This is a genomic window from Haloarcula sp. JP-L23, from assembly GCF_011602445.1.
In the GTDB taxonomy this organism is placed as follows: Archaea; Halobacteriota; Halobacteria; order Halobacteriales; family Haloarculaceae; genus Haloarcula; species Haloarcula pellucida.
The window spans coordinates 1273372-1297080 of the sequence record NZ_CP050014.1 but is presented as its reverse complement, the minus strand read 5'-3'; the positions used below and the strand labels follow the sequence as shown (position 1 = coordinate 1297080).

The following is a 23709-nucleotide window of genomic DNA, read 5'->3' as shown; positions in this document are numbered from 1 at the left end:
AGGTCAGAAGTCCCACTCGTCCGCTCGGGCGCGCGCCTCCTCGCGGGCCTGTTCTCGAATCGCCGCTATCTTCTCCTCGTCCTCCAGGAACGCCTCGACAGCACTGTGGTCGTCTGCCGTCTGGGCCGTCGTCGGTGTCCGGTCGTCCGGGGCCGCACGCCGCGTACTGTCTGCCAGTGCCGGGTCGCCTGCGAGTCGTTCGGCGGGCATCCCCGGGGGGACCCGAAGTTCCGCCGCCTCGTGGGCGGTGGCGAGGTCCGCCGTATCGAGTTCGAACACGGAGACGTGGTACGGGCCGGGGACGGCGAGGTCGGCCAACGCCCTCGGCCCGCCGCGGTCGGTGCCAGTGTGGTAGGCCAGCACCGGGACACCGTCCTCGAAGGTGACGACGCCGCGCCCGTCGGCATCGAGCAAGAGCGTCTCCTGTGACTCGAAGACGGCGTAGCCGGTCACCGTCCGGTCGAGGACGTCCGCGAGCGTCTCGCGTGGATCGCTCACCACGCGGGACTTCCGGAGCGTTCCGCGGGGTAGCTTCATGGCGTCTCCGGGATGACCGCGCTGCGGAACCGGTCGGCGACGTCGCCGGACTCTCCGTGATCGACCGAGAGCGCGTCGGCCGCGCGGTGGTACGCTGCCGCGGCCGCACAGTCGGGTGCGTGAGCGAGGAGCGGTCTGCCGGCCCGGCGGGCCTCGCGGGCCCGTTCAGTCTCCGGGACGGCGGCGAGCGTCGGGCCGTCGAAGTAGCGTTCGGTCTTCGCTGTGACGTCGTCGATGCGTTCGTCCTCCCGGACCTTGTTGAACAGGAGGCCAGCGATGCCAGTGCCGTAGGACGTGGCGTACTCCTGTACTTTCAGGCCGTCCGAGATGGCGGGAATCGTCGGCTGGAGGACCACCACGATGCGGTCGGCCATCACCACCGGCAGGACGGCCGCCCGGCTATCGAGCGCCGGTGGGGAGTCCAGCAGGATGACGTCCGTATCGGCCGCGAGCGTCGCGACCACGTCCCGCAGGCGCGTCGGGTCGGCGTCCCGGAACCCGTCGAGACTCGTCCCGCAGGGGATGACGGTCATCCCGAAGCGCTCGTAGGCCGCGTCGGCGACGGCGGCGTCATCGGCCAGTACGTCGTGGAGTGTCGTCTCCGCCTCAGAGAGGCCGGCGTGAAAGAGCAGGTTCGCCATCCCGGTGTCGGCGTCGACGACGGTCACGTCGTAGCGCTCGGCGAGCGCCATCCCCAGCGCGACCGTACTCGTGGTCTTGCCAGTCCCCCCCTTGCCACTGGCGACCGCGAACACTTCGACCATGCTCCCTACTGCCCGCTCGCTCGCATATAAAGTTCGTGGAAGAGCGTGGTGAAAAAACTACCACTCGACCGGCAGCGGCCCGTGGTCGACGTGGGACGCGACGAGCGTCGCCGCTCGGTCGTACGGGTCGGGCCGGGCTACCTCGGAGCCGTCTGGAGAGTCGTTTCCGACCGTTTCGAACGTGTTTCTCACGAAGGCATCGCGTGCGCAGTCGTTCACGAAGAGGTCGTGGAGGTACGTCCCGACGGCGGTGGTCGTGGCCGCGCCGCCCCCGCCGAACGGACGGGCCACGTCGGCCGTCGGTTCGGAGTCCCCCATGTGGATCTCGTAGCCCTCGACGGTCCCCGCTGCGCCGTCCAGCGGGCCAGCGCCGTCCAGTTCCCGCGTAACGTGTTCGACCGTCTTCTCCGCCGAGAAGGTGGTCCGGACCGGGAGGACGCCGAACCCGTCGACGCGCTCCTGTCCCCCGGTGCCTTCGATAGCCGCGTTCAGAATCACCTCGCCGAGCATCTGGTACCCACCACAGAGGCCCACGACCGGTCCGTCGAAGGCCGCGAGCGCGTCGCCGAAGCCGGCCGCTCGAAGCGCCAGCAGGTCGTCGACGGTGTTCTTGCTCCCCGGCAGGACCACCGCGTCGGCGTCGGCAAGCGAATCAGAAAGCGGGACGTAGGCGACCCGGACGCCGGGTTCAGCGGCGAGGGGCTGGAGGTCCGTGAAGTTCGAGATGTGCGGGAGTCGCGGCACCGCGACGGTGACGCTCTGGTCGTCGGGGACGCCGTCGTCGGCACCCCGGACCGACCGCTGGCCGACGGGTGGCAGGGCGACGCTGTCCTCCTCGGGCAGGCCCGGGTCGTCGTAGGGGAGGACACCGAGGACCGGGACGCCGGTGCGGTCCTCGAACGCGTCGAGTCCGGGGTCGAGCAGCGAGCGGTCGCCCCGGAACTTCGTAACGACGGCGCCGACGACTCGCTCGCGTACGTCCTCGGGGACGAGTTCGAGCGTCCCGACGAGCGAGGCGAACACGCCGCCGCGTTCGATGTCGGCCACCAGCAGAATGTCCGCGTCGGCGAAGCGGGCCGTCTCCACGTTCGCGAGGTCGCGGTCGTGGAGGTTGATTTCGGCGATAGAGCCGGCCCCCTCGGCGACGACGACGTCGTGGTCGGCGGCGAGTCGCGCGTGGGCCTCGCGGGCGGCGTCGAGGGCCATCTCCCAGTGACTCTCGTAGTACTCGCCGGCCGCGACGTTCGCGACTGCCTCGCCGTCGACGACGAGTTGGGACTCGCCGTCGCCGCGGGGTTTGAGTAGGACGGGGTTGTGGTCCGTCGTCGCCGGGACGCGGGCGGCGCGGGCCTGCACGTACTGCGAGACGCCGACTTCCCCGCCGGGCGTCGCTCGCGCGTTCGTGCTCATGTTCTGGGCCTTGAACGGCGCGACGGAGACGCCGCGGTCGGCCAGCAGACGACAGAGGCCGGCCGCAACCGTACTCTTTCCTACGTGTGAAGCGGTTCCGGCGACGAGGACGGTATCGGCCATCGACCGGTTCTCGGGCCCCCACGACAATGAGTGGTTCGTCGGCGGGCTTTTCCGGTCGCCGGTCGAAGCCGACGGCGTGACCGACGACCGAGTGAGTGCCGTCTACGACCACCTCGCCGCGACCGGCGAGCGCCCCGTCGAGCGGACCGCAAGTCGGTGGCTCGGCGAGGCGGAGGCCGTCGCGCGCGACGTGGCGGAGGGGGACCTCGACCCGGCGGTCCGGCGGCGACGACTAGAGACGATTGCCGAGTTGCTGGACAACGTCGCCGGGACCGGCGACGAGATAGCCGACGACCACATCGCGGCGGCACGGGTCCACCTCGAGGAGTTGCGCTCGGAGTCGTAGCCGGCCGACCGTCAGTACTCGGTGCCTTTCCGCGCCGAGTGGCCGGCCTCAAGCGGGTGTTTCACTTTCCCGACTTCGGTGACGAGGTCGGCGTGTTCGAAGACGTACTCGGGGCGCTCGTGGCCCCCGGTGAGGACGAGTTCCACGTCGTCTGGTTTGGCCTCGACGAGCGAGACGACGTCCGCCGGGTCGACGAGGCCGCGATTGGCGGCGTACAGAATCTCGTCTACGACGAGCATATTGACGCCGTCTTTGGGCGGTCCCTCAGGGTCGAGCGGTTCGGAGAGGTCGGCCTCGCCGCTGGCGTCGAGAATCTCCCGGGCACGAGCGAGTGCGCCCTGTGCGCGAGCCTCGTGTTCGTCGTCGTCGCTGCCGTCCATGAAGCCGTGCCAACCGTAGTGGCCGGCGTTCTCGTAGGAGAACCCCGGCAGGGCCGCGACGGCGTTGTACTCGCCGCGAACGTCCTCGACGGTTCCGGTGCCGCCCTTCATGAACTGGAGGAGGTGGACGCGGTAGCCGTGGCCGACGGCGCGGGTCGCCATCCCCAGCGCCGCCGTGGTCTTGCCCTTGCCGTCGCCCCACCACACTTGCACGAGGCCGAACTCCTCGGGTGCGCTCGGCGTGATGGACTCGGCGGTCGGACCGGCAGTGTTGTCGCTCATACCCGAAGTTCAGGGGGCGCGAACATCGGTCTGACGGTCAGTGAGCACGCCGTACTCGGCCTCGTCGACGCCGGGCGGGCCCTCGTCGTAGCGGGCATCGAGGCTCGCTATCACGGCGTCTCTCACGCAGGCCCGGGCCGCGGCCCCAACCTCCGTGGCGCTCCCGGTGAACGCGACCCGGTCGGCGTCGGGCACCGACCCGACGAGGACGGCGTCCGACGTGGTCCCCGGGACGCCGGCCACGTCCAGCAACGTCGCCGCCTTCGCCTCGACGGCCGTCGCGAGGAGGGTGGCGAGCGCACCCTCGGAAAGCGCCCGGTCGGCGCCGACGACGAGGTTGACGGTTCCGGGTCGCCAGTCGGCGGCGTCGCCGCTCTCGGTGCCGGCTTCCGTCTCGTCGGCCATCGGCAACGCCGCTGGATTGGAGAGACCCGCTGTCGCCAGCACTGTCACCGGCCCGCTGTCTGCACGGCGGGCATGGTCCATGTGGACACCGGTGAGCAGCGTCGGCCCGACCGAGAACCCGGCGTCTGCCAGTCGCTCCTCGCGGTAAGCGTCGAGGTCGGTGCGTTCGAACCCGGTCGGCACCGTGACGTTGTAGACGGCGTCGGCGTCGCGGTAGCCCCCGTCCCACGCCGTCGAGAGCCAGCGCGCTCCCTCTCGTCGGGCCTGCACGATGCCGTCCCGGCGGGTCGTCTCAAACACCCAGCGCCTCCAGCAGTCGGTCGTTCTGTTCGGGGGTGCGAACCGCGACCCTGACGTGGCTGTCGAGTCCCCGGAAGGTGCGGGCGTCCCGGAGCGCGATACCCCGTTCCCGGGCGGTCAGCAACAGGTCGTCTACGGTCGTGTCCGTCACCTCGAACAGGAGGAAGGGCGCGTCGGACGGATACACGCCAAAGCGCGAGGACAGGCGCTCGTACATCCGTTCGCGCTCGTCGCCGACCCGCTCTCGGGTCCGTTCGACGAAGGCCTCGTCCCGGTAGCAGTGCTCGCCCACCGCCGCCGCTGGTTCGCTCATCGACCACGCGCGCCGGGCGGTCGCCAGTCGGTCCCGGGCCGCCTCACTGGCGACGGCGTAGCCCATCCGGACGCCCGGCAGGCCGAACAGTTTCGTCAGCGAGCGAGCGACGACGACGCCCGCCCGGCCGGCCAGCGAGGGGTCGTCAGTGAACCCGAGGAACGCTTCGTCGACGAGCAGCGTGGTGTCTGCCGCCCGACAGCGGTCGGCGAACGCTCGCAGGGCCTCGGCGTCGTAGCAGTCGCCGGTTGGGTTGTTCGGGTTGCAGACGATTGCCATCGCGTGTGGCGCGGGGTCGCTGTCGAGCATCTCGTCGTGACCGACGGGCGCGGGTTCACCGCCTTGCAACCGCACCTCGCGGACGTACTCGCCGAAACTGGGCGTCGGAACGAGGACGCTCTCGCCGCGCCGAACCGTCGTCTGTATCGCGAGCCGAATCGCTTCGAGGCCGCCCGCGGTCGGGATGACTTGCGACGGGTCACAGCCGACGAACTCGGCGGCGGCCGTCCGAAACCTCAGGTAGTCGTCGGCCGGGTACGAGCGTGACGCCGCGAAGGCCGCGCTGAACACCCGGGCGGCACCCGACGGTACCTCGGGGTTCGTGTTCGCGCTGAAGTCGAGCAGGTTCGGGTCGTCGCTGCTGCCGTGCGGGACACGCCCATCGGCGTCGATGTGTGGGTCCGACTCGCCAGCGGCGCGCAACTGCTCGACTGTGTCCGGGTCCATGCCGTCCCCAAAGGGGAGGACCGAGGAGAAAGTTTCGCGCGCTACAGAAACTGCTCGGCGACGTGGGCGTCCGCGAGGGTGTTGACGTTGACCGCCACCCGAACGTCGTCGGTGAGCCACGCGTCCTCGCCCGTCTCGTCGACGACGTTGACCCCCGTGGGCGCCACTTCACGGCCGTCACGCTCGAAGGTCGTGTCGTCGCTCACGCCGAGGTCGCGCTTGCGGGCGGCAGGCGTCAGCACGGACATCGACCCGCCCTCGTGAACAGCGAGCACCCGGTCGAGTATCTCGCCGTCGAGCAGGGGGAGGTCCGCGGCGACGGTCAGCGCCGGCGTCGAGAGGCGGTCGTCCGAAAGCGCCGCGTCGAGGTCCGCGACGTAGCCGTCGCCGGGCGTCTCGATAGCCGGGACGTCGAGGTGGGCACTGGTCGCCGGTGCGTTCGGTGACGTGGCTGCGTACACCTCTTCGACGCCGCTCTCGGCGAGTGCATCGACCACCCGGTCGACCATCGGGACGCCGCCGACCCGAAACAGGGGCTTCTCCACCGCTGTGTCGAGTCGGGTGCCCCGCCCGCCACACAGCACTAGGGCGTCCACGCGAGCACCCCCCAGTCGGTCAGCGCCCACGTCGCGACAGCGGCGTGGAGTGCAACGACGCGAGCGAGTTCGTTGGCCGCGCCGAACACGTCGCCGCCGACGCCGCCGAGTCGTCGGTCTGCCCACCGGTTCAGCGAAACGGCCACAGCGACGCTCGCGACGCTCGCGACGGCCGTCGCGGGGAACGCGAGGAGGGCCGACGGACCCGCCGCGAGAAGCGGAACGACGAGGTCCGTCGCCTCGTTGCCATCGAGCATCGTCGACCCGAAACCCTCGTGACTCGGTGTCCCCAGACAGGCCAGCGTCGCCATCGCGAGTTTCGCGCCCACCTCGGCGGCGAGGACGACGGCGACGGCGGTCAGCAGCGGGAGTCGCGCCACCGCCAGCGCACCCAGCCCCAGTCCGAGCAGGGCCGTCCCGAGTGTGAGTACCGCGCCGACGCCGACGGTGGTATCACGCATCACCTCGCGGCGTTCGGCGGTGTCGCCGTGGACGACTGCGGCGTCCCCGAGGTCGGCGAGGCCGTCGGCGTGGTTGACGCCGGTGACGACGACGACAGCCGCGAGGTACGCCCCCGCGACGACGGGCGCCGGCAGCACTCCGGCGGCGAGGAACGGAATCGCGACCAGTGCGCCGACGACGTACCCTGCAAGCGGGAAGGCGGCAGGCGTCGCGGTGAAGGCGTCCCACGCCGTCTCGCTGTGGCCGACGGGGAGTCGCGAGAGGAACCCCAGCGCGCCGCGGAGCGCGCTCAGAGCCACGTCACCACCCCCGCCAGCGCGTAGGAGAGGAGGCCGGCGAGGCCGACCCGTCGAACGCCGCGTCGAGCGCTCGCGACGGTCGGGAGCGGCATGTCGGCGTTCAGGACGTAGACGCCGGGCTTCTCCAGTCGACTGTCGAGTGCGGCCGCCGTGACGCCCATCGGCCACCCGGAGTTCGGCGAGGGGACGCGGTCCAGCCACGAGCGAGCGTCCAGCAGCGAGCGCAGGTCCCCGAACGCGACGGCGAGCAAGAGCGCACTCACACGGGCCGGGAGCCACATCACGGCGTCGTCGAGTCGTGCGGCCGGGGTCCCGACGCGTTTCGAGCGGTAGCCCAGCATCGAGTCCATCGTGTTGACCGCCTTGACCCACGCGGCCGCCGCGGCGGCCAGTGCGAGCGCCGAGAGCCCGACGAGCGGCGCGAGAACGGCCGCGAGGACGAACGCTCCGAGCGAGGCGACCAGTCCGTCGGCGAGGTTCTCGGCGGCGCTCTCGACGGCCGCACTCCGCAGGAGGGCGGGCGAGAGGTCGCCGGCGTCCCGGCCGGCCAGCGCGAGCAGTCCCTCGCGGGCGGCCGCGAGGTCCGTCTCGGTGTCGTCGACGACCGACCGAGCGGCGTCCAGCAGGCGTCGGAGGCTGGTCGTCAGGAAGAGGACGACGCCGGCGAGGAGAACGCCAAGGGTCGGATGGACCGTACTGCCCGTCGCAACCGTCGCGACGGCAACGAGCGCCGCGAACAGGGGGAGCGCCAGCGCCGCGAGCGAACCCACTGCGAGCGGGCGCGACCACTCGCGGTCCAGCGGCGCGACCAGCGACCCGAACCACGCGACGGGGTGGAGCCGCGTCGGTGGCTCGCCGATAGTCGCTTCCAGCACCGCCGCGACGACGACGGCGGCGGCCACGGTCAGCACAGCGACCCCTCCCGGAGTCGGTCGGCGACTGTCGCCAGCGACGCGTCGTCGAGGAGGACCGACGTCGCCCCGACCCGGTCGGCCCCGCCGTCCGTGCGGGCGTCGTCGCCGACGTGGACGAGCCCCGAGAGCGGGATGTCGAGTGCGTCGGCCGTCGCCTGAAAGATTCGCTCGTGGGGCTTGCGCCAGCCACAGTCGACGCTCGTGACGACGCTATCCGGCCCGAGGTCCGTCTCGTGGCCGAGGTCGGCCCGAGCGAGCGTTCGCTCGACCAGTCCGGGGACGCTGCAGTTCGAGCAGACGGCGACTCCACCGCGGTCGTGGGCGGCCCTGAGAACGTCGCGAGCGCCGTCCCTGACGGTGACCGGCGCGTCGAACGCCGCCAGCACGGCCTCGCGTGCGGTGTCGGACGAGACGTCGACGCCGCGGCTCGCCAGCGCGAGGCGGACGTGTTCGTCCAGCGGCGCCTCCCGACCGCGCTCGTACTCGCGGTGGGAACTCCGGTAGGCGGCTTCCCAGTCGTCGGGGACGCGGACGTCCCGCGCAGCGAGGCTGTCGGCCACGGCGTCCCACGGCGCGTCGGGCCGGTCGGCGTCCACGAGCGTCCCGAACAGGTCAACGGAGAGTGCCACGTCCGTGTGGTTACTGCAATCACACTTGAACTGTGCGGTGGCGTGGAGGAGTCGACGAGCGAACCGCTGTGCTAGCGGCGTCGAAGCGCGTCGAAAACGGAGTGCACCGTAGACGGCGTTACAGGTCCGACCGCAGTCGCACCTCGTCGTCTGTGACGGTGGCTATCGACGCTTCCTGGAGCGGATAGCCCTCCTCCTCGTCGGTATCTTCCCAGCCGAGCGCCGTCTTGAGTTTGGTCGTTATTCCCGGGTCGGGGTCGACGTAGGCCGTCCCGTATCTGTAGCCGCTGACGAGGCCGACCGCGGTGCCGTCGGCGGCGACGACCTGCTTCCCGATGTCGTCGTTCGTGAGTTGGGCTGTCGACATTGCACTCGACAGGAGGAGTGCGCCGTACACCACAGTGGTGCCTGCACACGCAACTCCACCAGCGGTGACCCAGCCAACGGAAAGTTGTAAACGCCCGCCAGTCGCATATCGGCCACTGATGCCCACCATCGTATCCGGGACGGTGCCGGCCAGTGATCTGGCGCTCAACCACTCGCTGGAGGCGTTACCGGAGTTGCTGTTCGAAGTCGAGCGAATCGTGACCAGCGGCGACGACGCACTCATGCCGATGCTGTGGGTTCGGGGGAGTTCACGGGCGGAAATCGAGGCGACGCTGGAGGAAGACCCGACGGTCGACGAGGTCACGCTCCTCGGCGACTTCGACGACGAGTGTCTGTTCAGGATGGAGTGGGTCAGCCGCATCGACCTCATCATGCAGATGCTCACGAACTCCGAGGCGACTGTCCTCGACGCCGTCGGACAGGGCGATCGCTGGAAGGTTCGGGTCCTCTACCCTCGCCGGTCGCTGTTCTCGAAGACGCACGACTTCTGTACGGAACACGGCGTGGAGTTCGAGGTGTCGTCCATCCGCGAACTGGACGAAGGCCCGGCAGGTCGCTACGGGTTGACCAGCGCACAGTACGAAGTGCTCTCGGAGGCGTCGCGACAGGGATACTTCAAAGTCCCGCGGGAGGTGAGCCTCTCGGAACTCGCCGACGACCTCGACATCTCACATCAGGCGGCGTCCGAGCGTCTCAGGCGGGCGACGGACGCGCTCGTCGAGGACACGCTGTTCGTCGGGATGGCCGAACTGGAGTGAGCGCTCCGAGACGACGAGACGGGTGCCGCGAGGAGGTGCGTACTGCTTGCCAGCGCAAGTCACGAGTGGTGCTCAGTGAACGGTGTCCCGTCTCGCTCTCGGGCATGCGGCGAGCGCTACCAGTCGAGCGCGGCGTTGATCACGACGCCGAGGAGGAGCACGATGGCGGCGAGATAGAGCGCAGTGACGAACAGGAGAATCGCGCCGATGTACCCGTAGGCCGCGTACTGGCCGACAGCCCCGGCGTAGTAGCGGAACGCGACCGGAATAGTGACCCAGCCAAGGGCGGCGACGACGGTCCCGGGGAGCACGTGACGGAGGGTCGTGTCGACCGGCGGGATGACGTAGTAGATGGGGACGAACGCGACGACGAGGACCGCCAGTGCCGCGACCGCACCGACGAACAGCGGGTGGGGTATCCGGAGGTCGGCGTAGGTGAGGACGACGGCGGTCGCAGACAGGAGGCCGACGGCAGCGAGCAGCAAGCCCATCACCAACAGGCTCCGAGCCAGTCGAGCGGGGAGCGAGACGTTCGAGACGCTGCCGTACACCTCCGTGAAGGCGATGGTGAGGCCACGAAACACCTTGCTCCCGCTCCAGACGGCAGCCGCCAGTCCGAGCAGCCCGGCGGTGCTGTGACCGCGGGTGTTCGCCAGTACCTGCTCGAACACGGCCTGCCAGTGTTCCGTGAGCGCCGACCGGAGCAGGTCCAGCAGGGTCTGCGTCCCGCCGACCACCGAGAGGAGGGCCAGCGAGACGACGAGCAGCGGTACGATGGAGGCGAGGCCGTAATAGGCGATACTCGCCGCCATGAACGGGACGTTCTCCTCGCGGACCGTCCCGACGACGTCGCGCCCGGTCTCGAAGACACTCATCGTCGAGACCGGGTGGTGTCCAGACACCGGATATCGTCGCCATACGACGGCCAGACAGCGTGCATAGGTCGACGTGGATTCGTAGGGAAAAGTGCGGACGGCAGGCGCTGGCAAGCACAGGGAGCGCCCGACAGAACGGGACTGTGTCGGCCGCCGAACCGACGCGGGCCACGCCGAACTCGTCGCCGACCGAGACGGCAACGAGTCCGACGGCGACTGTGAGTACAGCCACCACTGTCGCGGGGAGCAGGACTCGACCGGCGTCCGACAAGTGTCTGTATTAGTATATAACCAAGCGGATAAACTGTCTGATTTCGTATGTATGTCCTGTCGTATACAGTCAGAATTCGTAAATGAACCACCCGACTAAGGAAGGTCTCGGGGGCGGCCCTCCAGACGAAACAGTGGTTTCTGGGCCGCGTGAATCTCTGATCTCAGAATGATACGTAAACTGATTAGAACTCGCTACCAGCGGTGGTGGACGGCGTCGAAGACGTACTCCTCGTAGACGTCGCGTACCGCCCGTGGGTCTGGTGAGGGAGTGGGTCCATTTCGCTGACAGCCGCGTTGGCCTCGATGTGCTCGGGCGTCGTCGATCCGGGGATGACCGTCGACACCGCGTCGTGGTCGAGAATCCAGCGCAGCGCCATCTGGGCCATCGACATCCGCTCGGGGACGTGGCTACGCAGTTCGTCGACGGCGTCGAACCCGTCGTCGACCGGCAGGCCCGCGAACGTCTCGCCCCGGTCGAACGCCTCGCCCTCGATGTTGAAGTTGCGGTGGTCGTTTTCCGGGAACTCCGTGTCCCGAGAGAGCTCCCCGGTCAGCAGGCCCGACGCGAGCGGGACGCGAACGATGACGCCGACGTCCCGTCGCGCTGCCTCCTCGAAGAACAGCTCCGCGGGACGCTGGCGGAACATGTTGAAGATTATTTGGACCGTCTCGACGCCGGGGTACTCGATTGCCTTTAGCGCCTGTTCGACCTTCTCGACGCTGACGCCGTAGTGGTCGATCCTCCCCTCGTCTTTGAGGCGGTCCAGCGCCTCGAACGTCTCTGGCTGGTAGTACGCCTCGGTCGGCGGGCAGTGGAGCTGGACGAGTTCCAGCGAGTCGACGCCGAGATACTCTCGCGAGCGATCGACGAACTGTGAGAGGTTTTCGTAGTTGTACCGGTCGGCGGTATGCGGGTCCAGCCGCCGTCCGGCCTTCGTCGCGACGGTCACCTCGTCGCGAACGCCACGTTCGTCGAGCACCTCGCCGATGCGCTGTTCGCTGAAGCCGTCGCCGTAGACGTCTGCGGTGTCGATGAAGTCGATACCCGCATCGAGGGCGGCCCGAACCGCCGCACGGCCGTCCTCTTCGTCGACGTCGCCCCAGTCGCCGCCGATGTTCCAGGTGCCGAAGCCGACGTCTGTCACGTCGTAGCCCGTCGTCCCGAGTTGGCGTCGATGCATATCTGGCGGTACGATTTCCGGACACTTGTGGCTGTGGCAAGCGGCACGCTAACCGTCGTACACGACCGAAAAGGGCAGTGAAGCCCGATAGCGTTGGCAGGGACGTGCCAGCGTGGACGCCGAGGGCTACTCGACCCACTTGGCCCGGCGGATGTCGTATCCACCGCAGACGGGACAGGAGTGGTGCTGGACTTCCAGTGACGCCTCACATACGATACATATGTACGGACGTCTCGTTCGCTCCCCGAGTTGGGAAACGGTGCGTGCTTTGTCAAAGACTCCCATCGACGACCACAGCCACGCTTAGACCCACACTGTCAAAAAGAGCGAGGATAGTTTACGCCGCTCGTCCGGCCGCAGTCTGGTGGTTCTCGGATTCGGGATGGTCCGGGTTTGGGCGCGTGCACTGTCTCGCTACCCGCCCGAATACGTAGAAGTATGTACACCACACCCGCACCGTTCTCCGAGCAGATATCCCACTATCCTTACACGACAGTCCACATAGTATGTGATCTGATATGTCCGACGGCGATGAGTTGGTCCCGAACCACATTGTTCATAAAAATTGGGCCGTATTCGCCGAGTATGGTGGAGAAACCAGACGTCGGAGAGTTGGTACCGCCGAACCGCACACTGATGGGCCCCGGTCCGAGCGACGTCCACCCGCGCGTGTTGCGGGCGATGAGTACGCCACTCGTCGGCCATCTGGACCCCTCGTTCATCGACATCATGAACGAGGTACAGGAACTACTGCGGTACACCTTCCGCACCGACAACCAGTGGACGATTCCCGTCTCCGGCACCGGGTCGGCGTCGATGGAGGCCGCCGTCGGCAACCTCGTCGAACCCGGCGATACGATGCTCGTCCCGACGAACGGCTACTTCGGCGACCGGATGGCCAGCATGGCCGAACGCGCCGGCGGCGAGGTCGTCACCGTCGACGCCCCGTGGGGCGAACCGCTGGACCCCGTCGCCGTCGAGACGGCCTTCGACGAGCACAGTCCCGACGTGTTCGGCTTCGTCCACGCGGAGACGAGCACCGGCGTCCTCCAGCCGTCGGTCCCGGAACTGACGAGCATCGCCCACGAGAACGACGCGCTCGTGGTTGCGGACACGGTCACCTCGCTGGGCGGCGTGGAGTTCCGCGCCGACGAGTGGGACGTCGACGTGGCCTACTCCGGCCCGCAGAAGTGCCTCTCGTGTCCACCCGGCGCGAGTCCGCTGACGCTCAACGACGCCGCGATGGACAAGGTGCTCTCTCGCGAAACCCAGCCACGCTCGTGGTACCTCGACCTCTCCCTGCTCGAAGGCTACTGGGGGGACGAACGAGCCTACCATCACACGGCACCCATCACCAACGTCTACGCGCTGCGCGAGGCGCTCCGACTGGTCGCCGAGGAGGGTATCGAGGAACGGTGGGCGCGTCACCGCTCGGTCGCGAGCGCGCTCAAGGCCGGCGTCGAAGCGATGGGACTGGAGATGAACGCCCCCGAGGACTACTGGCTCCCGAGCCTCAACACCGTTCGCGTCCCCGACGGCGTCGACGACGGTGCAGTCATCGAATACCTGCTGGAGGAGTACGACCTCGAAATCGCGAGCGGCCTCGGTGCGCTGGCGGGCGACATCTGGCGTATCGGCTGTATGGGCCACTCCGCCCGTGCGAAGAACGTCAGCTACCTCATGACCGCACTCGGCGACGCGCTCACCGAACAGGGCGCCGACGTGGACGTCGAAGCCGGGCTGGCCGCGACCAGCGACGCGCTGTGACGCCCTCGCACTGGGGTACCAGTTTTGAATAGTCGGTCGCCGTCGAGTCGCCCGTGTCAGACAGCGACGACGCCCCCGTCACCGTCCGCCGCTATCAAGCCGGCGACGGCGACCGGGTCCGCGAACTGAACGAGATTGCGATGGCAGAGACACCGGAGTACGTTCCCGAAGCGCCCGACGACGACTTACGAGCGGTCCGCGACCACTACCTAGACGGCGAGGGCGAGTTCCTCGTCGGGACGCTCGACGGAACCGTGGTCGCCACCGGTGCCTACACCACTCCATCCGAGTGGAAACGAGACCACGTCGCACTCGACGACGAGACTGCCGAACTGACGCGGATGCGCGTCGACCCCGACCGACAGGGGCGCGGCGTCGGAAGCGCCGTCTACCGTGCCCTCGAACGGCGTGCGCTGGCCGAGGGCTACCGTCGGTTCGTGTTGGACACCGGGACCGAGAACGACACCGCACGGGGATTCTACGAGTACCTCGGTTTCACCTGTGTCCGGGAAGTGCCGGTCGACTTCGGCCCAGTCACGCTGGACTTGGCGCTGTACGAGACGGCGATTGATAGATAGCGTACCGACACCAGCATCGCACCGCGTGCGGGGTCAGACGGGGACGGCCATGGTGGCCCAATTCGAACGCCCGAGACAGCCTTGTTCGGTCGCACCGCGCTCTACATCACCCGTGCGGAGACAAGCCGAGCTACGCTCGTCGGCGCGCGCTGCGACTCTCGTGTTCAAATCGTCGCGAGAACGACTCGTCACTGCCCACTAGCGTTCGCAGGAAGAGTCCGCCCTCCCCGATTTGAACGGGGGACAAGTCGATCTACAGTCGACTGCTCTACCAGTCTGAGCTAAGGGCGGGCTGTACCCGAAATTACCCCGCCGTCCAGACTTAAGGATTGTTATTCGGCGGAGGTTCGCGGAGCAGTCACACGGTCCGCCCACGCAACACGTAAACCACCGCTCGTTGTAGCTGGATGTACACGTGCTCACCGACTGCCCATACTGTGGTGACCCGCTGACCAACGAGCAACAGTCGGTGATGTGTGACCACTGCGACGAAGGGTTCCACGTCCCGTGTGCTCGTGACGCGGGTGAGTTCGCTGTCGAGGAAGAAACACACTTCCTGCGGTCGAACACCTATCGCATCGACTGTCCGAACTGCGGCGACGCTTGGAGCGTCGGGTTCGACCCCCGCGAGTAACTGTTTCGTCAGCATCGGCAGACGCCCGTCAGACACAGCGGGAAGATTGAAATACTCGGGTGACAACGTGTATGACGAGTCGGATGAGCAAGATCACGTTCCGCGCTGACGACGACCTCATCGAGCGGCTCGAGGCGTTCGACGCCTCGAAGAGTGAGGTCATGCGGGAGGCGCTCCGAGCGTACCTGAACGACGACACGGAGTCGTCAGACACCCGCTCGCCCGATGCACAACCGGTGACCGACACCGAGAGCATCGACGAACTCATCGCGGACCGTGTCGACGCCATCATCGCCGACCGACTGGAGGAGGCGGTCCCGGACCGCCGGCCACAGGACGTCAACGTAAACATCAGCCTCGATGGGGATACAGGCGCTGTATCGGCCAATCAAGGTGAGTCAGCCACCGCGTCAGACCGCGTGTCTAACGACGCGTCGGGAGACGTATCACACGACCGCGACGGTCGTAAGACAGCGGCCGGCGGACGTGAAAACGCGCCGGAAGTGGAGCCCCAACCGTGCGCCCAATGTGGCGAGAACCTGTCTCCAGACCACGTTTACTGCCCGAACTGTGGAGAGAAGGCGTCCCGGCGCGTGTTCTGTGATTGCGGGGACGAACTCCGGTCGGACTGGGGCTTCTGCCCGAGCTGTGGTCGACGGACGCCAGCCGCCGACGTCCTCGAGCAGACGCGAAGTGGTGCAAACGAACGGTAGCGGGCGTTCTAAACTCGTAAACGCGATTTTGTCATACACTCGGCGGTAGTTTTAATATCCCCCAGTCTGTGGTACCTTGTGCGTAAGACGGTCGTCTTACACAGCGGGCGTCGGGGTGGCATCCCCGTCACCGTCCGGCGGTTTCGCTGTGTAAACGGTCGTGCGGGTCGTAAACACGCCCCGTTCGGACCGTCTTACCCAAAGGGGACAACTAACCATGGAGCGTGTGACACTACGGATTCCGAAGCAGCAGATCGAAGAGGTCGAACAGATGGTCGAGACGGGGGAGTACCCCAACCGGAGCGAAGCGATCCGGTCGGCCGTCCGTGAGATGCTCGCAGAACAGGACGGTTCCGAACGTGCCTCCGAGAAGGGCAAGCGAAAGCGAACCTGGGCGAGGGCGTAACGATGCAGGACATCGTCAACGAGGCCCTCGAACGCGACGAGCAGGAACAGAAGCAACTGTCCGACGAGGACGTCGACGGATTCGGTGACCCGCGCATCGTCATCGTCGGCTGTGGTGGTGCCGGTAACAACACCGTCAATCGGCTCTACAACATCGGCGTCGAAGGTGCCGACACCGTGGCCATCAACACGGACAAGCAGCACCTGAAGATGATCGAGGCCGACACGAAGATTCTGGTCGGCAAGTCCCTCACCAACGGCCTCGGTGCCGGTGGCGACCCCTCGATGGGCGAACGCGCCACCGAGATGGCACAGGGGACCATCAAGGAGGTACTCGGCGACGCGGACCTCGTGTTCGTCACCGCCGGGATGGGTGGCGGGACCGGCACCGGTGCCGCCCCCGTCGTCTCGAAGATCGCGAAAGAACAGGGCGCAATCGTCGTCGGCATGGTGTCGACGCCGTTCAACGTCGAGCGTGCCCGCACGGTCAAGGCCGAAGAAGGGCTGGAGAAGCTCCGCAACGAAGCGGACTCCATCATCGTGCTGGACAACAACCGCCTGCTCGATTACGTCCCGAACCTGCCCATCGGCAAGGCGTTCTCGGTGATGGACCAGATCATCGCCGAGACCGTCAAGGGCATCTCGGAGACCATCACCCAACCGAGCCTCATCAACCTCGACTACGCCGACATGACCTCCATCATGAATCAGGGCGGGGTCGCGGTGATGCTCGTGGGTGAGACCCAAGACAAGAACAAGACAGAAGAGGTCGTCAAGGACGCGATGAACCACCCGCTGCTGGACGTGGACTACCGCGGTGCCAGCGGTGGGCTGGTCCACATCACCGGCGGTCCGGACCTCACCCTGAAGGAGGCAGAGGGCATCGCCCAGAACATCACCGAGCGCTTAGAGGCCTCGGCGAACGTCATCTGGGGTGCCCGGATTCAGGAAGAGTACAAAGGCAAGGTCCGCGTCATGGCCATCATGACCGGCGTCCAGTCCGCGCAGGTACTCGGTCCGACCACCCAGAAGCAGGCCAACAAGTCCCGCGAGGCTATCCAGGAGGTCGGCGACGACACCTCCTTCGACGCGAGCGACAACGTCGAGAGCTTCGACGGTGCCAGTGCCGGCGGCAGCAGTTCCGGCGGTCACACCGGCTACGGCGAGACCGACGGCGGCCGCGACCAGCGTGAGAAGAACAACGGCCTCGACGTCATCCGGACCAGCGAGTAACGTTCGGCCTCGGTTCTGTTCTCCGTTTTCTCTCCGTTCGACCGCGACGACGGCGTCGAATCAGACCGCTTCGAGCGCGTCCAGCAGATTGCACTTCCGACACAGGTCCCGCGCGGTCGGTGCGCCACACCGCTCGCACTCGCCGAAGTCGGTGTCGGCGTTCTCGCCGCCGTATGCCTCGGCCGCGAGCGCCGCGAGTTTCTCGTAGCCGGCCATGATGGAGTGGCGGGTCCCGGGGTGGTTTTCCTCCAGACCGAGCATCAACTCCTGAATCTCACCGCGATAGGCCTCCTCGGCGTGTGGGCACTCGGTGATGTGAGCCGGGAGGTCGCGGAACCGGGCGTACAGCGCGATTTCCTTCTCGGGGACGTCCCGGAGCGGTTTCGCGCGCGGGACGTGGTGGTCCTGTGCTTCGCGTGTCTGCTCGGTCGGCGCCCCGTCGTGTGCCTCGAACGGGCCCAGCGAGGCGTCGAAGTGTTTGGCTATCTGGTCGACGTCGCCTTCGAGGAAGTTCATCAGCGCCGTCTCGGCCTCGTCGTCTAGGTTGTGGCCGGTCAGCAGTTTGTCCGCACTCAGTTTCTCGGCGTACCGCGAGAGGACGTCGCGGCGGAACACCCCGCAGTACGCACAGGCGGCCATCCCTTCGGGGTCCTTCTCGACGACGTCGTCCATCTGCACGTCGAACTCGTCGGCGTAGGCGACCACCTCGTGGCGGATACCGAGGTCGTCTGTCAGTTCCTCGCAAGCCTCCAGGCTCTTATCGCGGTACCCCTCGATGCCCTCGTGGATAGAGAGCGCGACGAGTTCGATTCGGGGGTCCTGTTCGAACACGTCGTGGAGAATCTCCGTGAGGACGACGCTGTCCTTCCCACCCGAGAGGCCGATGACCCACGTCTCGGGGTCCTCGGGCGTGGCGTCGTCCGGGACCAGTCCGTCCTCGCGGATGCGTCGTCGGACGCGCTTCTCGACGGCCCGACAGAGGTGGTCCTCACAGAGGTAGAGTCCAGAGTAGGCCGCGTGCAGCACCGCGTCGTCCCCGCACTTGTCACACTCCATTGTCTGGGATATTCGTGCGGGCGGTGGTGAGAGTTTCGTCTCGGCACAGACGCCCGACTCAGAGCGCCGCCGGCCCCTCGGCGAGGGCATCGAGAACGGCGTCGACGTGTCTCGTTCTCGCACTCGAACTGAACAGTTCGTGGCCGCCGTCGTACAGACGGATGCGGTCGGCGGGCAGTCGCGCGCCGATGGCCCGCGGGTCAACGACCTCGTCGGTAAGCGTACAGAACGCGACGGCGTTCTCGCGGGCGGGCGGCAGGGTGGCGTGGGCCCGCCGAGTCGTCCGCAGGAACGCGGGCGAGGCGGCGTCGGGGCCGTCGGCTAACTGGGCGTCGGTGGCGAGGTCACCGATGGTCTCGGCCTCGATGTTGCCGGTCGGGATGCACGGCGTGCGCACGGGGAGACTCGCGATGGCGTCGACCACCGGGTCGGGCAGGGGAAAGTCGCTCCCCCACCACGGGCTCAGATACACGCGGTTCGTGACGCCGTCGAGGTCGGCGTGGGCCGTCGTCAACCCGCCGGCGCTGTGGGCCAACACCGCGAACTCGTCCAACTCGGCGGCGTACTCGCGGACCGGGTCGACCCACTCGCGCTGGACGTCGGTGATGTGGGTCGGCAGTTCGACGGCGTGGACCCGGTACCGCTCGGCGACGCGGTCGACGAGCCACTGGACGTTCTCGTGGCGACAGCGGTTCCCCCACCCGAGGACGAACAGGCAGTCCCGTTCGGCGCCGTCGTCGTAGACCCGGACCTGCATAGCCCACCGTTCAGCCGCGGACGACAAAAACGCACGTGAACGCCCGACACAGGCCACTGAGTTTCCTACGCCCGCCAGTCGACCCACGCGCCGTGGGGCTCGTAGTCGGCGAGACGCGTCCGCTCGACGCCGTTCCCTTCGGCCCGGACCCAGTCGAGCCGCACCGACTCACCGCCCGACAGCTCCGTCTCGCCGGTGAGCCAGTGGAGCGGCCGCCGGGTCATCCGTTCGGTGAGGTACGTCTCCAGTTCCGCACAGACTGCCTCGGGAACCTGATACAGGACGAGCGTGTTGACCACACAGACCGGTACGTCCTCGGGTATCTCGTCGAGGACACCGGGCAGGTCCTCCAGCAAGTCGCCCGCGACCAGCCGTGGCGGGTCCGTGCGGGCGACGGTGAGCGCGGCGTCGAGGACGGCCCGCCGGTCCTCGTGGGCGGGCCAGACGAGCGCGCGAAGCCAGTCCGCGTCGGCGTCGTCGGTCACGTCCAGCGGGTTCAGGTCGACCCCGACGCGCGAGTGGAGGGTGGGCGGGTCGGTCGGGAGCGGCGGGTCGCCGCCGCAAATCTCGCTCTCGATAGTGACAGGTGACTCCGAGGCCCCGACCACACGGTCGCCGTAGTCGTACCGATAGCGGTCGAACAGGAGGTTCAACCCGGCACTCGGGCCGAGTTCGACCAGCGCGAGGGGACCGTCGACGCGCGAGGCCACGTGCGCGATAGCCGGATACAGGACGGCGGTCCGTCGGACCGAGTTCGTCTGCGTGCGACGCCGCCGAAGGAGCGAGCGGACCTCGTCGGCGTGGTCGAGACAAAAGTCACGGAACGCCGGATAGCAGTCGTCGTCGGGGCTCCGCGCGTCGTCGGTGAGGGTCGGATAGTAGGCGGCGAGGGGATGGTCCGGAGACCGCTCGAGGAGGAAGTGGACCGCGGCGAAAAGGAGGTTCGCCGTCGCTCGGTCCTCGGGGGCCGCCTCGGCCACGGCCAGCAGGTCCGGGTCGGCGTCAGCGGCGACGCGGCGGGCGAGATGGACATAGAGCGGGTCGACCCCTCGGCCCACTCCACGAACGACCGGAACGTCTCGGCAGTGTCGGTCATACGCGTGCATCCAGTGCCCACTGTATCAGCATTTCGTCCGTGGCGACCGGACAGAAAGATTCCCCGGCCCAGAGCGTCAGCGATTTGCCCGCCCGTCCACTAGCCAGCGACGATGAGCATGGACCGCGCGGCGGCCGTCGAACGGGTCGAGGACATCGTCGCGACCGTCGAGGACGAGACGATGCCGGTTCCGGTCCGCGAGGTGTGGGTGTACGGCGACGTGGCGCTGGGACTGGACCCCATCGAGCGACTGGACGTCTACGTCACCAAGGACATCCTGTTCAAGGACGCCCCGGAGCGTGCCGAAGAGTTCCAGCGGAGCCACGGCGTCGACGGCGTCGGGAAGACGGTCCGAGCGGCGTGGGCCGACGAGTACCCAGAGTACCTCCGGGCCAACACGAACGGCCACGCCGCCCCGGAGAAGTGCCTCGCCGCCCACCTCCTGCCGGACGACGAGGACGAACCCATCCACCTCGAAGTGTGTAACGCCTCCTTCGACGACAACGTCACCCAGCGTCTGAAGGGCGCGATGGCACGCGACGACTACGAGCAGATTCTGGACCCGCGCGGGGCCTGTCTGTGGGTCGACGGTGAGTCGAGCGGACGATCCTCGTCGGACACGTCGGACGGCGGCCAGCGGTCCGAGGACGCCTTCCAGAAGTTGCGCGACGGCGAGTTCGTCCTGCCGACGCTGTCGGGCGCACTGGAGATGCTGGGGATGGACGCCGAGGGGGCCGACGAGGCGGCCGACGCGGTGCGGGCCTACCGGGAGCGTCAGGAAGGGGCGACGGTGCGCGGCGACGTCGTCTGAGTCGACCCAGCTATTTTGTGTCGGCCGTCGTAGAGCAACCGATGGCCCAACTGGTCTCCCTCGCGATACGGACCCTCCACGTCCTCGCGATAACGGTCGTCGTCGGCAGTACCGCCGCCCTCTGGTACGGCTACCGCACCGGTGTGACAGAGGGCATCGCCGCCGCTCGGCGGTACGAGTGGCTGTTCTGGGGTGCCCTCGGCGTCGTCGTCCTCACCGGCGTCGGCAACCTCGGCGCACTCGGGCCGCCCGGACCGGCAACCGACTGGGGGCGGACCCTGCTCGCGAAACTTGCCCTCGTCCTCGCCCTCGTCGTGGGGTCGGCCGTCCGGACGCTCGTGGTCGTCAGAGCCGACGACGACGATTATTCCCACGAAGGTATTACCCGGGTGCGGCGAGCGCTCGGCAAATACTACGGCGCGACGACGGGAGTATTGCTCGTCCTCGTCGTTCTCGCGGAGGTGCTGGCCCATGGCTGAGGCCGACCCCGGCGACCCTGCGCTCTCGCTCACCACGTGGGCGCTCGCGACGTTCGACGTCGCCCTGTTCGTCCTCGCCGCTCTTCTCCCGATTCACGCCGCCGGTGCGCTCGCGGACCTGCTCTCGGGGTTGAACACCCTGCTTGGCGTCGCGGTGTTCTGTTACCTGTGGGCGCTGTTCGTCCTCGCAGTGCGCTGGGTGTTGTCGGACGCGGTGCTGTCCGACCCACTGCGGTCGCTGGTCCCGCGCGGCGTCGCCGCCGGGAGCGTCGCCGGCGTCGTCTTCCTCCTCGGCGTTCTCGTCGTCGCGGCGGGGCCGGGCGTCGTCACCGGCCGCATCGAACCGCTGTCGGCGTTCCTCATCGCGCTCATCGGCGGCGCCGTCGCCGCGGTGGTCGGGAGTCTGGTCGGTCTCTTGCTGGGCGCTGTCGACGTGGCGCTCTACAAGATTGCGAGCGCCGCACTCCCGGACCCGCCGACTCGCCGCGAGGACTCGGCGTCGGCTACACCCGACCGACCGTGACGAAGAAGGGGACCGTCTCGCGGCGCTCGTAGGCCTCGTCTTGCATCTGTGCGACGACGGTCCGACCCATCTCCCGCCAGCGCTGGCGGAGCGCGTCGTACTCTTCGGGCGTCGTCTCGCCGTCGAGGATGGTCGCCCGGTCGGTCGCGAGTCCCTCGCCCGTAGCCTTCCGCCGAGCGGCCCGGACCGCCGCCTCGTCGTACGGTGGCTCGACGGTCCGGTGCTGGTCGTAGCGGCGCGTCGACACCACGTCCAACCCGGCGGCGTCGAATACGTCTGCGGCCCCGGCACCGAGCGTCACGTCGGTCCGCACCCCGTCTAAGAAGTAGCGTCTGGCACGTCGAGCGAGACGGGGTTCACTGTCGACGGTGGACTCGACGGTGACCGCGCCGTTGTCGGGTTCGACGGCGGCGACCCGGCCGCTGGCGACGCGGGCGAACTCCCGCACCGCCGCCTCGGGGTCGGGCAGGTTGATGAGGAGCGCCTGGCACACCACGAGGTCGAAGGCGTCCTCGGCGAAGGGGAGTCGGGTGGCGTCGCCCTGCGCGACGGGGCCGGGCACCGATTCGAGGAGGGCCGCGTCGGCGTCCAACCCGACGACGGTCCCGTCGGTCTCCTCGCGGAGGACGCGCGTGAGTTCGCCGGTGCCACACCCGACGTCAAGCACCCGGTCGCAGTCCTGCAGGTCGAGGTCCGCGAGCGCCTCGCGGGAGTCGGCCCACATCCCCGTGCGGGTGGCGTCGAGGTAGTCGGCGGAGAACGTTCGCACTATCGGAGACAGTCGATTCGGCGGCAAAAAGTTCGCGGTTAGCCATCGAGAGACGCTAGTCCCTCGTGGGAATCTACTCCTCGCGCAGTTCCCGGACCCGCTGGATGTTCCACTCGAAGCTCTTGCCGTTCTCGGTCGGCGTCTCCAACACGAGCGGGACGTCTTCGACGGCGTCGTGATTGACGAACGCGCGCATCCCCTCCTCGCCGATCTCGCCCTCGCCGATGTGGGCGTGTTCGTCCTTGTTCGTCCCGCAGGCGTGTTTGGAGTCGTTGAGGTGGACACACGCGAGGTCGTCCAGGCCGACCACGTCGTCGAACTCGGCGAACGTCTCGTCGACGCCCGCCGCCGTCGAGAGGTCGTAGCCTGCGGCGAACATGTGGGCGGTGTCCAGACAGAACTCGATGTCCTGGTCGGTGCGTTCCCGGACCGTCGCTAGGTGCTCGAACTGGCCGCCCAACTTCGTCCCGCTTCCGGCGTCGGACTCGACGAGGACCGTCACCCCGTCCGGGATATCGAGGTCGTCCAGCACGCTCGCGGCGTTGTCGAGGCCGCCGTCGACGCCGGCGCCGGTGTGGGCGCCCAGATGGACGTTGACGTACTCGATGTCCAACTTGGCGGCGGCGTCGACCTCCTTCTGCATGGAGTCGCGGGACTTCTCGCGGAGGTCCTCCTTCGGCGTACAGAGGTTGACGAGGTACGACGAGTGGATGACCCACGGGCCGACCCCGTTCTCTTCGCTCAGCGCGCGGAACTGTTCTGCCTCCTCGTCCTCGATGTTCGGGTCCTGCCAGACCTGTGGCGAGTGGGAGAAAATCTGGCCGCAGTTGCCGCCGTACTCGACCTGTTCGTCGACGGCGTTGTACGCGCCGCCGGCGATAGAGGTGTGTGCACCGACTCGTACCATGTCACGGGGTCGGGTTCGGGT

28 protein-coding genes, 1 tRNA gene and 1 pseudogene are annotated in these 23709 nt (G+C 67.9%); 11 read left to right on the top strand and 19 right to left on the bottom strand.

Annotated elements, in window-relative coordinates:
* Nucleotides 1-3 precede the first annotated feature (3 nt).
* From G9465_RS06625 to G9465_RS06615, 3 genes are read right to left on the bottom strand one after another with little or no spacing between them, the layout of a single operon-like run.
* Complete coding sequence (locus G9465_RS06625) at nucleotides 4-537, bottom strand: hypothetical protein (RefSeq protein ID WP_166968409.1); 534 nt, start codon at nucleotides 535-537, stop codon at nucleotides 4-6.
* Nucleotides 534-1301 carry an AAA family ATPase gene (locus G9465_RS06620; RefSeq protein ID WP_166968408.1) on the bottom strand — a complete coding sequence of 256 codons (768 nt, stop codon included), beginning with the start codon at nucleotides 1299-1301 and terminating at the stop codon, nucleotides 534-536. Before G9465_RS06620 ends, G9465_RS06625 begins: the two co-directional genes overlap by 4 nt.
* Before the next feature lie 57 nt (nucleotides 1302-1358).
* Nucleotides 1359-2834, bottom strand: coding sequence for a cobyric acid synthase (locus G9465_RS06615; protein WP_166968407.1), 1476 nt, complete (start codon nucleotides 2832-2834; stop codon nucleotides 1359-1361).
* A gap of 76 nt (nucleotides 2835-2910) precedes the next feature.
* Here G9465_RS06615 and G9465_RS06610 point away from each other — a divergent pair, with 76 nt between their 5' ends.
* Nucleotides 2911-3180, top strand: a complete 270-nt coding sequence (locus G9465_RS06610) for a hypothetical protein (protein WP_166968406.1) — start codon at nucleotides 2911-2913, stop codon at nucleotides 3178-3180.
* A gap of 11 nt (nucleotides 3181-3191) precedes the next feature.
* Here the strand turns inward: G9465_RS06610 and G9465_RS06605 are convergent, their stop codons facing one another.
* The 8 genes from G9465_RS06605 to G9465_RS06570 form a co-directional block, all read right to left on the bottom strand.
* A complete protein-coding gene (locus tag G9465_RS06605) occupies nucleotides 3192-3842 on the bottom strand; it encodes a cob(I)yrinic acid a,c-diamide adenosyltransferase (protein ID WP_166968405.1) in 651 nt (216 codons plus the stop codon).
* A gap of 9 nt (nucleotides 3843-3851) precedes the next feature.
* Nucleotides 3852-4547 (bottom strand): adenosylcobinamide amidohydrolase, encoded by a 696-nt coding sequence (locus tag G9465_RS06600; protein ID WP_166968404.1) that lies wholly within the window; start codon nucleotides 4545-4547, stop codon nucleotides 3852-3854.
* Nucleotides 4540-5586, bottom strand: a complete 1047-nt coding sequence (cobD, locus tag G9465_RS06595; RefSeq protein WP_166968403.1) for a threonine-phosphate decarboxylase CobD — start codon at nucleotides 5584-5586, stop codon at nucleotides 4540-4542. Before cobD ends, G9465_RS06600 begins: the two co-directional genes overlap by 8 nt.
* A 41-nt stretch (nucleotides 5587-5627) precedes the next feature.
* Nucleotides 5628-6167, bottom strand: coding sequence for an NTP transferase domain-containing protein (locus G9465_RS06590; protein WP_193571746.1), 540 nt, complete (start codon nucleotides 6165-6167; stop codon nucleotides 5628-5630).
* A 2-nt stretch (nucleotides 6168-6169) separates the two neighbouring features.
* Nucleotides 6170-6943 (bottom strand): adenosylcobinamide-GDP ribazoletransferase, encoded by a 774-nt coding sequence (gene cobS / locus G9465_RS06585; RefSeq protein WP_166968401.1) that lies wholly within the window; start codon nucleotides 6941-6943, stop codon nucleotides 6170-6172.
* Nucleotides 6934-7851 carry an adenosylcobinamide-phosphate synthase CbiB gene (gene cbiB / locus G9465_RS06580; protein ID WP_166972934.1) on the bottom strand — a complete coding sequence of 306 codons (918 nt, stop codon included), beginning with the start codon at nucleotides 7849-7851 and terminating at the stop codon, nucleotides 6934-6936. The genes cobS and cbiB overlap by 10 nt, the downstream gene beginning before the upstream one ends.
* A complete protein-coding gene (locus G9465_RS06575) occupies nucleotides 7848-8486 on the bottom strand; it encodes an HAD family hydrolase (protein WP_166968400.1) in 639 nt (212 codons plus the stop codon). The genes cbiB and G9465_RS06575 overlap by 4 nt, the downstream gene beginning before the upstream one ends.
* 118 nt (nucleotides 8487-8604) lie before the next feature.
* Nucleotides 8605-8853, bottom strand: a complete 249-nt coding sequence (locus G9465_RS06570; protein WP_166968399.1) for a PRC-barrel domain containing protein — start codon at nucleotides 8851-8853, stop codon at nucleotides 8605-8607.
* Between the two features lie 118 nt (nucleotides 8854-8971).
* Between G9465_RS06570 and G9465_RS06565 the strand changes: the two genes are divergently transcribed.
* Nucleotides 8972-9631: a helix-turn-helix domain-containing protein gene (locus G9465_RS06565; protein WP_166968398.1), complete on the top strand. Its 660-nt coding sequence runs from the start codon at nucleotides 8972-8974 to the stop codon at nucleotides 9629-9631.
* Between the two features lie 116 nt (nucleotides 9632-9747).
* On the opposite strand, the gene G9465_RS06560 is transcribed toward G9465_RS06565, so the two are convergent.
* Complete coding sequence (locus G9465_RS06560) at nucleotides 9748-10533, bottom strand: YihY/virulence factor BrkB family protein (protein WP_227015741.1); 786 nt, start codon at nucleotides 10531-10533, stop codon at nucleotides 9748-9750.
* A gap of 438 nt (nucleotides 10534-10971) precedes the next feature.
* Nucleotides 10972-11960: pseudogene (locus tag G9465_RS06555) on the bottom strand (aldo/keto reductase).
* A gap of 585 nt (nucleotides 11961-12545) precedes the next feature.
* On the opposite strand from G9465_RS06555, the gene G9465_RS06550 reads away from it, so the two are divergent.
* Together G9465_RS06550 and G9465_RS06545 are read left to right on the top strand one after the other, a co-directional pair.
* Entirely contained in the window at nucleotides 12546-13727 is a 1182-nt protein-coding gene (locus G9465_RS06550) for an alanine--glyoxylate aminotransferase family protein (protein ID WP_166968397.1), read from the top strand.
* Between the two features lie 53 nt (nucleotides 13728-13780).
* Entirely contained in the window at nucleotides 13781-14305 is a 525-nt protein-coding gene (locus G9465_RS06545; RefSeq protein ID WP_166968396.1) for a GNAT family N-acetyltransferase, read from the top strand.
* Between the two features lie 217 nt (nucleotides 14306-14522).
* Here G9465_RS06545 and G9465_RS06540 read toward each other — a convergent pair.
* Nucleotides 14523-14596 (bottom strand) — tRNA-Tyr (locus G9465_RS06540).
* A gap of 124 nt (nucleotides 14597-14720) precedes the next feature.
* Between G9465_RS06540 and G9465_RS06535 the strand changes: the two genes are divergently transcribed.
* The 4 genes from G9465_RS06535 to ftsZ all read left to right on the top strand — a co-directional run bounded on the left by G9465_RS06535 (nucleotide 14721) and on the right by ftsZ (nucleotide 17290).
* The gene (locus tag G9465_RS06535) at nucleotides 14721-14939 is read left to right on the top strand and encodes a hypothetical protein (RefSeq protein WP_166968395.1); all 219 of its coding nucleotides are present in this window, start codon (nucleotides 14721-14723) and stop codon (nucleotides 14937-14939) included.
* A gap of 83 nt (nucleotides 14940-15022) precedes the next feature.
* On the top strand, nucleotides 15023-15652 hold the full coding sequence (locus G9465_RS06530) for a zinc ribbon domain-containing protein (protein ID WP_166968394.1): 630 nt from the start codon (nucleotides 15023-15025) through the stop codon (nucleotides 15650-15652).
* Nucleotides 15653-15869: 217 nt separating this feature from the next.
* Nucleotides 15870-16058 carry a ribbon-helix-helix domain-containing protein gene (locus G9465_RS06525; RefSeq protein WP_166968393.1) on the top strand — a complete coding sequence of 63 codons (189 nt, stop codon included), beginning with the start codon at nucleotides 15870-15872 and terminating at the stop codon, nucleotides 16056-16058.
* A 2-nt stretch (nucleotides 16059-16060) separates the two neighbouring features.
* A complete protein-coding gene (gene ftsZ, locus G9465_RS06520; protein WP_166968392.1) occupies nucleotides 16061-17290 on the top strand; it encodes a cell division protein FtsZ in 1230 nt (409 codons plus the stop codon).
* 60 nt (nucleotides 17291-17350) lie between these two features.
* Here ftsZ and G9465_RS06515 read toward each other — a convergent pair whose 3' ends face one another.
* From G9465_RS06515 to G9465_RS06505, 3 genes are all read right to left on the bottom strand, one after another.
* The gene (locus G9465_RS06515; protein WP_166968391.1) at nucleotides 17351-18346 is read right to left on the bottom strand and encodes a TIGR00269 family protein; all 996 of its coding nucleotides are present in this window, start codon (nucleotides 18344-18346) and stop codon (nucleotides 17351-17353) included.
* A gap of 58 nt (nucleotides 18347-18404) precedes the next feature.
* A complete protein-coding gene (locus G9465_RS06510) occupies nucleotides 18405-19103 on the bottom strand; it encodes an alpha/beta hydrolase (RefSeq protein ID WP_166968390.1) in 699 nt (232 codons plus the stop codon).
* Nucleotides 19104-19168: 65 nt separating this feature from the next.
* The gene (locus G9465_RS06505; RefSeq protein ID WP_227015740.1) at nucleotides 19169-20161 is read right to left on the bottom strand and encodes a DUF2332 domain-containing protein; all 993 of its coding nucleotides are present in this window, start codon (nucleotides 20159-20161) and stop codon (nucleotides 19169-19171) included.
* A 156-nt stretch (nucleotides 20162-20317) separates the two neighbouring features.
* Between G9465_RS06505 and G9465_RS06500 the strand changes: the two genes are divergently transcribed.
* The 3 genes from G9465_RS06500 to G9465_RS06490 are packed head-to-tail and all read left to right on the top strand — an operon-like array spanning nucleotide 20318 to nucleotide 22012.
* Complete coding sequence (locus tag G9465_RS06500; protein WP_166972930.1) at nucleotides 20318-21010, top strand: hypothetical protein; 693 nt, start codon at nucleotides 20318-20320, stop codon at nucleotides 21008-21010.
* Between the two features lie 41 nt (nucleotides 21011-21051).
* Entirely contained in the window at nucleotides 21052-21489 is a 438-nt protein-coding gene (locus G9465_RS06495) for a CopD family protein (RefSeq protein WP_166968388.1), read from the top strand.
* Nucleotides 21482-22012, top strand: a complete 531-nt coding sequence (locus tag G9465_RS06490; protein ID WP_166968387.1) for a hypothetical protein — start codon at nucleotides 21482-21484, stop codon at nucleotides 22010-22012. The genes G9465_RS06495 and G9465_RS06490 overlap by 8 nt, the downstream gene beginning before the upstream one ends.
* Here the strand turns inward: G9465_RS06490 and G9465_RS06485 are convergent.
* Both G9465_RS06485 and G9465_RS06480 read right to left on the bottom strand, forming a co-directional pair.
* Nucleotides 21993-22736, bottom strand: coding sequence for a class I SAM-dependent methyltransferase (locus G9465_RS06485; RefSeq protein WP_166972928.1), 744 nt, complete (start codon nucleotides 22734-22736; stop codon nucleotides 21993-21995). The two genes, G9465_RS06490 and G9465_RS06485, sit on opposite strands and share 20 nt — an antisense overlap.
* Nucleotides 22737-22854: 118 nt before the next feature.
* Nucleotides 22855-23688, bottom strand: coding sequence for a deoxyribonuclease IV (locus G9465_RS06480; RefSeq protein ID WP_166968386.1), 834 nt, complete (start codon nucleotides 23686-23688; stop codon nucleotides 22855-22857).
* Nucleotides 23689-23709: the final 21 nt, after the last annotated feature.

Excerpts from the sequence above, each read along its gene's own strand:
- G9465_RS06525 (WP_166968393.1), top strand. The coding sequence starts at position 15,870 with ATGGAGCGTGTGACACTACGGATTCCGAAGCAGCAGATCGAAGAGGTC.
- G9465_RS06480 (WP_166968386.1), bottom strand. The coding sequence starts at position 23,688 with ATGGTACGAGTCGGTGCACACACCTCTATCGCCGGCGGCGCGTACAAC.
- G9465_RS06620 (WP_166968408.1), bottom strand. The coding sequence starts at position 1,301 with ATGGTCGAAGTGTTCGCGGTCGCCAGTGGCAAGGGGGGGACTGGCAAG.
- G9465_RS06625 (WP_166968409.1), bottom strand. The coding sequence starts at position 537 with ATGAAGCTACCCCGCGGAACGCTCCGGAAGTCCCGCGTGGTGAGCGAT.
- G9465_RS06615 (WP_166968407.1), bottom strand. The coding sequence starts at position 2,834 with ATGGCCGATACCGTCCTCGTCGCCGGAACCGCTTCACACGTAGGAAAG.
- G9465_RS06570 (WP_166968399.1), bottom strand. The coding sequence starts at position 8,853 with ATGTCGACAGCCCAACTCACGAACGACGACATCGGGAAGCAGGTCGTC.
- G9465_RS06605 (WP_166968405.1), bottom strand. The coding sequence starts at position 3,842 with ATGAGCGACAACACTGCCGGTCCGACCGCCGAGTCCATCACGCCGAGC.
- G9465_RS06485 (WP_166972928.1), bottom strand. The coding sequence starts at position 22,736 with ATGTGGGCCGACTCCCGCGAGGCGCTCGCGGACCTCGACCTGCAGGAC.
- G9465_RS06550 (WP_166968397.1), top strand. The coding sequence starts at position 12,546 with ATGGTGGAGAAACCAGACGTCGGAGAGTTGGTACCGCCGAACCGCACA.
- G9465_RS06495 (WP_166968388.1), top strand. The coding sequence starts at position 21,052 with ATGGCCCAACTGGTCTCCCTCGCGATACGGACCCTCCACGTCCTCGCG.
- G9465_RS06530 (WP_166968394.1), top strand. The coding sequence starts at position 15,023 with ATGAGCAAGATCACGTTCCGCGCTGACGACGACCTCATCGAGCGGCTC.
- G9465_RS06500 (WP_166972930.1), top strand. The coding sequence starts at position 20,318 with ATGGACCGCGCGGCGGCCGTCGAACGGGTCGAGGACATCGTCGCGACC.
- ftsZ (WP_166968392.1), top strand. The coding sequence starts at position 16,061 with ATGCAGGACATCGTCAACGAGGCCCTCGAACGCGACGAGCAGGAACAG.
- G9465_RS06490 (WP_166968387.1), top strand. The coding sequence starts at position 21,482 with ATGGCTGAGGCCGACCCCGGCGACCCTGCGCTCTCGCTCACCACGTGG.
- cobD (WP_166968403.1), bottom strand. The coding sequence starts at position 5,586 with ATGGACCCGGACACAGTCGAGCAGTTGCGCGCCGCTGGCGAGTCGGAC.
- G9465_RS06515 (WP_166968391.1), bottom strand. The coding sequence starts at position 18,346 with ATGGAGTGTGACAAGTGCGGGGACGACGCGGTGCTGCACGCGGCCTAC.
- G9465_RS06510 (WP_166968390.1), bottom strand. The coding sequence starts at position 19,103 with ATGCAGGTCCGGGTCTACGACGACGGCGCCGAACGGGACTGCCTGTTC.
- G9465_RS06565 (WP_166968398.1), top strand. The coding sequence starts at position 8,972 with ATGCCCACCATCGTATCCGGGACGGTGCCGGCCAGTGATCTGGCGCTC.